The following is a 6000-nucleotide window of genomic DNA, read 5'->3' on the forward strand; positions in this document are numbered from 1 at the left end:
CGGTTGACGTAGCGGCATTTTGATGGTCATCTGCGCGCCTGTTTCAGGTGCCCCCTGCCGCCGTGCATGGGGTGAAACGGGAAGCCGGTTCGTCATCGAGCGATGATCAGTCCGGCGCTGCCCCCGCAACGGTATGCGAGCGAAGCATTCAACACACCACTGTGCCACGGCATGGGAAGGTGAATGCTTCATGCCCCTCGCGAGCCCGGAGACCGGCCTGAAGCATCGTTTGGCAAACCCGCGGTGGGCGGGCGCAGGCCGGTTTCCGTAGGCGTGCGCGCCTGCGATGCCCCTTTGCGTTGTTCCCCCGGGATTCTTTCATTCCTGCTTCAAGTGGAACGACATGTCCCGTTATTCGCTGTTCAGTTCTTTGCCAGGCACGCTGCTGCATGCAAGCCTGGTGCCCTGTGTTTTCCTTAGCGTTGCAGCCCACGCCGCCGAGGCGGACAACGCCCTGGCGCTGCCGGCCACGGACATTACCGGCACGGCCGAGCGCAACCCGCAGCCCGACCTGCATACCCCAGGCACCAGTGGCTCGCGGCTTGGCCTGACGCCGCTGGAAACACCCGCCAGCGTGACCAGCATCAGTGCCGAGCAAATCCTCAAGCGCAACAACGCAACGGTTCAGGACGCGGTTACCCGTTCGCCCGGCATCACCTTCATCGGCACCCCCGGCAACGGCGGCACGGCGCTGTCGGCCCGTGGCTTTACCGGGCACAGTTCGACCATGCAGCTGTACGACGGCACCCGGCTGTACGTAGGCGCCGGCACGGTGACCTTCCCGGTGGACACCTGGTCGGTAGAGCGCATCGATGTGCTGCGCGGCCCGGCATCGGTGCTGTACGGGGAGGGCGCCACCGGCGCGGTGATCAACGTGGTGCCGAAGAAGCCGTTCGAGGGTGAAATCCGCAACCACCTGCGCCTGGGCTACGGCTCGGATGACCGCCGGCAGATGGCCCTGGACAGCGGCGGTTCGCTGACCGATACCTTGAGCTATCGCCTGAACCTGAACAAACAGGCCAGCAACGGCTGGGTCGACCGCGGCGACTCGCAGAGCCTCGCCATCAGCGGCTCGCTGCGCTGGCAGCCCAGTGATGAGCTGAGCTTCACCCTCAGCCACGACTACGGTGACCAGAACCCGCAGCAATACATGGGTACGCCGTTGGTGGGTGGGCACTACCGCGAGTCGCTGCGCGATCACAATTACAACGTCGACAACGCCGAGCTGCATTACAACGACCAGTCCACGCGCCTGGTGACCGACTGGGTGATCAACGACAACCTGACCGCCAGCAACCAGTTGTACTTCCTCAAGGCCCAGCGTCGCTGGCGCAACGCCGAGACCTACACCTGGTTGCCAGGTGACCAGGTGCGCCGCAGCAGCTTCATCAGCATCAAGCAGACCCAGGAACAGCTCGGTGACCGCCAGTCGTTCACCTTGCAACACTCGCTGTTCGGCCTGGACAGCCAGACCGTGGTGGGCGCCGACTACAACACGATCCGCTTCGTGCGCAAACACGACTTCGGCAACACCCTGACCGATACGGTGCCGTTGTCGGGTTCGGGGGGCGGCGAATACATCAGCAACGACCCCTTCCGCTCGCGCGAAGCCAACCAGGCCAAGCAGTTTTCGCTGTTCGCCGAGAACCGCACGCAGTTGACCGAGCGCCTGTCGCTGATCACCGGTGTGCGCCACGACCAGGTGCACTTGCACAGCGACGACCTGGATACCGATACCCGCACCGACCGCAGCTTGTCCGGCAACAACTGGCGCGCCGGGCTGGTGTTCGCGGTTACCGAAGACCTGTCGGTCTACGGCCAGTACGCCACCAGTACCGAAGGCGTAAGCGACCTGCTGACCCTCGACGCCGCTCAGCAGCAGTGGGACCTGAGCACCGCCAAGCAAACCGAAGTGGGCATCAAGCAGATGCTGCCCGAGGGGCGAGGGGAGTGGACCTTGGCGGCGTACCACATCGTCAAGAAAAAGCTGCTGAGCACCGACCCGCTCAACCCGACGCTGCAACAGCAGGTCGGCCAGCAGTCGTCGGACGGTATCGAAGCCACCCTCGAACTGCGCCTGCCCTACGACGTGCAGCTGTCCGCCAACGCCGCCTGGGTGCGGGCAGAGTATGACGAATTTACCAATGGTACCGACGACTACTCCGGCAACCAGCCCACCGAGGTTCCGCGCCGCTCCGCCAACCTGTGGTTGAGCAAGGACTTCGGCCAACGCTTCAGTGCCGGTGCCGGGGCGCGTTATGTCGACAGCCGTTACGCCGACAACGCCAATACCGTTCAGGTGCCCAGCTACACCGTGGTCGACGCCACTGTCGACTGGCACGTGCAACCGGACCTGACCCTGGGCCTGCAGTTGAACAACCTGTTCGATCGCCAGTACGCCATCACCACCGGTAACAACGGCCGGCAGTGGTACCTGGGTGAGCCGCGCTCATTCTTCGTCACGGCTGACTACAGCTTCTGAGCCTGTCGCACCGGTCATTGGCCGGTGCCTCCTGGAGGTGATGCCCATGACGCAACTGCACATCGAGGCCCTCGCCTGGGCCCCGCAGGAACGGGGGCGGGCACCGCGCCCGCTGTTGCAAGGCGTGGACCTGCACGTGGGGCAGGGCGAGTTCGTCGGCCTGATCGGTCCCAATGGCAGCGGCAAGACCAGCCTGCTGCGCTGCGCCTACCGCGCCAACCCACCTGACCTAGGCCGGGTGAGCCTTGGCGCGGATGACATCTGGCAGCGCAGCGCGCGTTGGTGCGCACAACGCATCGCAGTGGTGCTGCAGGAGTTTCCCGATGAGTTCGGCTTGAGCGTTGCCGAGGTGGTTGCCATGGGCCGCGCGCCGCACAAGGGCCTGTTCGATGGCGACAGTGCCGAGGATGCCCGGCACGTAGCGCAGGCACTTGCGCAGGTGGGCCTTGCCGAGCAGCGCGAACGGGCGTTTGCCAGTCTGTCCGGGGGCGAGAAACAGCGCGTGCTGCTGGCCCGGGCCTTGGTGCAGGCACCGCAGTTGCTGATGCTCGATGAGCCGACCAACCACCTGGACCCACGCTACCAGCTGGAGCTGCTCCAGCACCTGCGCAGCCTGGGCCTGAGCATTCTGGCCAGCTTTCACGACCTTAACCTGGCGGCCGCGTTCTGTGATCGGCTGTACGTCATCGACGGCGGGCGCCTTGTTGCCAGCGGCACGCCGCAAGCGGTGCTGACCCCCGGCCTGCTCAGGCAGGTCTTCGGTGTCGAGGCGCTGGTCGACCGCCACCCCCTGCACCCTTACCCACGTATTACCTGGATCACACGACCATGACCCTTCGCTACCTGATCGGCTTGCTGTCGATCCTGACCGCGCTGCCTGCCACGGCCAGCGACTACCCCTTGAGCGTGCGCAGCTGTGACCGCGACGTGACGTTCAGCCAGGCACCGCAGCGGGTGGTGGTGCACGATGTGAACATGAGCGCAATGCTGCTGCACCTGGGGCTGCGCGAGCGCATCGTCGGCTACACCGGTTTCAGCGCCCGCAAGCATCGCGACCCGTGGCTGGACACGGCACTGCAGGGCGTGCCGCAGCTGGCCAGCCGTTACCCGGCCATCGAAACCTTGCTGGCGGCTGAAGCCGATCTGTTTTTTGCCGGCTGGAACTACGGCATGCAGGTTGGCGGCCCGGTGACCCCCAGCACCCTCGCGCCTTTTGCCATCCCGGTGTACGAGCTGAGCGAGTCGTGCTCGTGGGTCATGGCCCAGCAGCGGGCCAGCCTGGACGATGTCTACCGCGACCTGGGCAACCTGGGGCGGATATTCTCGGTCGAGCCCCAGGCCGACCGCGTGATCGCCAGCATGCGCGCGCGTATCGGTGAAGTGCAGCATCGGGTCGGGCAGGCGCAGTACATGCCACGGGTGTTCCTTTATGACAGTGGCGAAGACCGCCCGACCACCTCGGGAAGGCTTGGCGTGCCCCAGGCCCTGATCGAAGCCGCCGGCGGGCGCAACGTGATGGGCGATGTGGCCGCCAGCTGGACCGAGGTGAACTGGGAAAGCGTGGTGGAGCGCGACCCGGAGGTCATTCTGATCGTCGACTACGGCCCCAGCACCTGGCAGCAGAAGCGCGACTTCCTGCTGCGCCAACCTGCGTTGAAAGACGTGCGGGCGATTCGTGATCAGCGCTTCATTGTGCTGACTTACCTGGAGGTGACGCCGTCCGTGGAGAACGCAGTGGCCATCGAAAAACTTGCCGATGCATTGCATCCCCCGTTGTTCCAAGGTGCTGCCCGATGAGGGTCGGGCACAGCACTGCGGCGTACCGGTGGCTGATCGTGCTGCTGAGCGTGGTGTTGCTGCTGTCGTGCCTGATCGCGCTTGCCTTTGGCCCCGCGTCGGTGTCGTTGGCCAAGGTTGCCGGTATTGTCGGCCAGCAACTGGGCATCGACATGCCGGGTGAGTGGAGCCAGAGCCAGGCCCATATCGTCTGGCTGATCCGCGCGCCCCGGGTGTTGCTGGGGGCTTTGGTGGGTGCCGGCCTGGCGCTGGTCGGCAGCGCGCTGCAGGCCGTGACCCGCAACCCCCTGGCAGACCCGCACCTGTTGGGTGTCAGCTCGGGGGCGGCCCTGGGCGCTGTGCTGGTGATGCTCTACCTGGGCGAGTTCATCGGGGTCTTCAGCTTGCCGCTGGCGGCGTTCATGGGCGCGGCAGCGAGCATGTTGCTGGTGATCGGCGTCGCCCGGCGCAATGGCCGTATGGACAGCGACCGCCTGCTGTTGGCGGGCGTCGCCGTGTCGTTTGTGCTGATGGCGGTGGTCAACCTGCTGTTGTACACGGGCGATCAGCATGCCGCCGCTTCGGTGGTGTTCTGGATGCTGGGTGGCCTGGGCGCGGCGCGCTGGCATGTCATCTGGCTGCCGGCGCTGTGCGTGGTGCTGGGGCTGGTCACGCTGCAGGTGCTGGGGCGCGGCTTGAATGCGCTGATGAGTGGTGAGCAGACGGCGCTGAGCCTGGGTTTCAACGGCCGACGCCTGCGCCTGCAGGTGTTCACCTGCACCTCGCTGCTGACCGGCGTACTGGTATCGCTGTCGGGCGCCATCGGCTTCGTCGGCCTGATGGTGCCGCACATGGCGCGGGCGTTGGTGGGTGCGGAAAACCGCCGGCTGATGCCGGTGAGCGCACTGCTGGGCGCAATTTTTCTGGTTTGGGTGGATGTGGCGGCACGCACCTTGATCGCCCCGCAAGACCTGCCCATCGGCATTGCCACCGCAGCGCTTGGCGGGTTGTTTTTCATTGCCCTGCTCAAGCGCTGAACGGCTGCGGCAAGCGACCGCTACGGTTGCAGAAAATCGGTGACTGCGGTGGCGAACGCCTGCGGCTGGTCGAGCATGACGAAGTGGAAGCTGTCGTCGATGCGCTTGAAGCGGATGTGCGGGGTGGTGGCGTAGGCGTTGCGGAAGGTGGCCTCGACGTTGGCAGCGGGTATGCCGTAGAGAGGGTCGTAGGCATAGACGACTTCTACCGGCACCTGGATGCGCCCGAGCTCAGGGCGCAGGTCGGTGGTCATCAGTTCATACGTGGCATCGGCCGTGGTCTTCCGGTCCGAGCCTAATGCCGCCGCGAGCAGTGCAGGCCTGGCCGCTTCGCTTTTTGCCAGGCGGGCTATGGAGGCGCGCTGCATGGCCTCGGTTTGCGCCGGCGGTGACGCCAGCAGCGCATCACGGAACGCCGCCGCCTGTGGTGCGGCAGTTTCGCGGGTGGCGGCGGGGTCCATCAGCAGGGTGTAGAAGGGCAGGGCATCGACGATCATCAGGCGTGCGACCTGGTCGGGATGACGCGCACCGAGCATCAGCGCCACCTCGCCACCCAGTGAGTGGCCAATGATCACCGGGGCCTTGAGGTGCTGGGTGCGGATGTAGTCAGCGATGGCCTCGGCCGTTGGGGCGGCCACATTGCCTTGCGGGTTGGAGACGGCCGGTGCTCCAGCAAAGCCTGCGACCTGCACCAAGGAAACAGCC

5 protein-coding genes and 1 riboswitch are annotated in these 6000 nt (G+C 65.6%); of the genes, 4 read left to right on the forward strand and 1 reads right to left on the reverse strand.

The window, feature by feature from the left end:
* Positions 1-28 precede the first annotated feature (28 nt).
* A riboswitch (cobalamin riboswitch) is annotated at positions 29-235 on the forward strand.
* Positions 236-343: 108 nt separating this feature from the next.
* Genes NP534_RS13975 through NP534_RS13990 form a run of 4 tightly spaced genes read left to right on the forward strand, consistent with a single transcriptional unit; the run spans position 344 to position 5295 of the window.
* Positions 344-2482, forward strand: a complete 2139-nt coding sequence (locus tag NP534_RS13975; RefSeq protein WP_274099095.1) for a TonB-dependent receptor — start codon at positions 344-346, stop codon at positions 2480-2482.
* Positions 2483-2528: 46 nt separating this feature from the next.
* Positions 2529-3314, forward strand: coding sequence for an ABC transporter ATP-binding protein (locus tag NP534_RS13980; protein ID WP_274099096.1), 786 nt, complete (start codon positions 2529-2531; stop codon positions 3312-3314).
* On the forward strand, positions 3311-4279 hold the full coding sequence (locus tag NP534_RS13985; RefSeq protein WP_274099097.1) for an ABC transporter substrate-binding protein: 969 nt from the start codon (positions 3311-3313) through the stop codon (positions 4277-4279). Before NP534_RS13980 ends, NP534_RS13985 begins: the two co-directional genes overlap by 4 nt.
* Entirely contained in the window at positions 4276-5295 is a 1020-nt protein-coding gene (locus NP534_RS13990; protein WP_274099098.1) for a FecCD family ABC transporter permease, read from the forward strand. The genes NP534_RS13985 and NP534_RS13990 overlap by 4 nt, the downstream gene beginning before the upstream one ends.
* Positions 5296-5315: 20 nt before the next feature.
* On the opposite strand, the gene NP534_RS13995 is transcribed toward NP534_RS13990, so the two are convergent.
* A partial coding sequence (locus NP534_RS13995; RefSeq protein ID WP_274099099.1) for an alpha/beta fold hydrolase occupies positions 5316-6000 on the reverse strand: 685 nt, incomplete at its 5' end.

The organism is Pseudomonas sp. 39004 (genome assembly GCF_028682155.1).
GTDB classification, from domain to species: domain Bacteria; phylum Pseudomonadota; class Gammaproteobacteria; order Pseudomonadales; family Pseudomonadaceae; genus Aquipseudomonas; species Aquipseudomonas capeferrum.

What these genes read in the sequence shown, in the direction of transcription:
- NP534_RS13975 (WP_274099095.1), top strand. Translation starts at nt 344, where the DNA reads ATGTCCCGTTATTCGCTGTTCAGTTCTTTGCCAGGCACGCTGCTGCAT.
- NP534_RS13980 (WP_274099096.1), top strand. Translation starts at nt 2,529, where the DNA reads ATGACGCAACTGCACATCGAGGCCCTCGCCTGGGCCCCGCAGGAACGG.
- NP534_RS13985 (WP_274099097.1), top strand. Translation starts at nt 3,311, where the DNA reads ATGACCCTTCGCTACCTGATCGGCTTGCTGTCGATCCTGACCGCGCTG.
- NP534_RS13990 (WP_274099098.1), top strand. Translation starts at nt 4,276, where the DNA reads ATGAGGGTCGGGCACAGCACTGCGGCGTACCGGTGGCTGATCGTGCTG.